Origin of the sequence: Zhongshania sp. (assembly GCF_041584495.1) — a bacterium.
In the GTDB taxonomy this organism is placed as follows: Bacteria; Pseudomonadota; Gammaproteobacteria; order Pseudomonadales; family Spongiibacteraceae; genus Spongiibacter.
In genome coordinates this window covers 1-1,236 of record NZ_JBFHDY010000302.1, presented here as the reverse complement: position 1 = coordinate 1,236, position 1,236 = coordinate 1, and the positions used below count along the sequence as shown (strand labels likewise).

General features: G+C 50.5%; 2 protein-coding genes. Both read right to left on the bottom strand.

What is annotated here, in order from left to right:
- A partial coding sequence (locus ABYP33_RS19355) for a tyrosine-protein phosphatase (RefSeq protein WP_373093015.1) occupies positions 1–173 on the bottom strand: 173 nt, incomplete at its 3' end.
- A gap of 99 nt (positions 174–272) precedes the next feature.
- A partial coding sequence (locus ABYP33_RS19350; protein ID WP_373093014.1) for a TonB-dependent receptor domain-containing protein occupies positions 273–1,236 on the bottom strand: 964 nt, incomplete at its 5' end.

The window sequence follows — 1,236 nt, the reverse complement described above, 5'->3', positions numbered from 1 at the left end:
TGCAACTGGGCTTTGTCACGGGGTGTGAGGGCAGACAGGCGGCCAGCGCGGAAAATACGGCCCCAGCGGGTGGTGCTTCCGTCAAGGGTTTCATAGCCGCCGAGATCGCGGATATTGGGGGCGCCTTCCAGATCGAGGCGGCGTTGGAATGTGATCTGCTCTTTTGCACTCATGGTAAGGGTCAGTCTCTGATTCAGGCCGATAGTTTACCTTGAGTGGATAAAAAAAGGGCAGCCCGAGGGCTGCCCTTACCAAATGGTCACCTTTTAGGGTTAGAAGTCGTAGCGTGCAGTGATGCCTGCAGTGCGGGGCTGGCTAACGCGGTAGCCTACACGTGCGGTGCCACCTCGCTCTGTATCGAGCGATTGTTGTGCAATTTCATTGGTTACATTGTTAATAAACAGCGCAAGGTCTATGGAGGCGGTGCGGCCGCCAATGCGGAGGTTAACTGTTTGATAATTATCCAGCTCTGAGTCGTAAACAATGGTATTTAGATTACTATTTCCCACTTGTCGGCGAGCATTGTTGGGAGGGTTAGTTAGGTCGATGTTGCCGGCGCTGGACAGCTGGTCTCCAATTTGGGTGTAGCGTGCACCAACGCTGTGGAATGAGCCGCTTACATAGCCTTCCCATGAGTCTGATATCTCGAAGTAGTAGGTGGATGCTAAAGCGATGGAGTAATCAGGGGCGGTCGGTAATTCGTTCCCATCCGAGAATCCACCAATTATTCCACCCGAGCTGTCGCGCAGATCACTGTCCAGTTCTGCATCGTTGTAGCTAGCAGCAATGCTAACTTCTAAGTTGGCGGAGGGTCGAACGCTGAGTTCCATCTCAACGCCTTGGCTGTGAGCGTCATCTACATTGAGAATAATTCTGGAAGAGCAGCTGTCAATGTTTTGTGTTACTTGCAAATCCTTTATTTCGCTGTAGAAAGCTGAAATATTAAAACTGCCGGCACCATTGAATATGGTCATTTTGCTACCCACTTCATAATTGATGATGGTTTCATCATCAAAGTCGGGGTTGCCGCTATATGTTGCCAAGTCTTGGGCATTGCAAAGAGGAGCGTTCAAGGGGTCGTTAATGCCTCCCAATCTAAAGCCTTTAGAGACTTGAGCGTTAAGCATAACATCGTCTGTTAAATCGTAGCGGGCGAGCAGCCGAGGCGAAACGCCACTACTGTCAGTTTCGCCATCGACACCAATGGTTTGAACTGCAAATATACCGTCGAAGGTC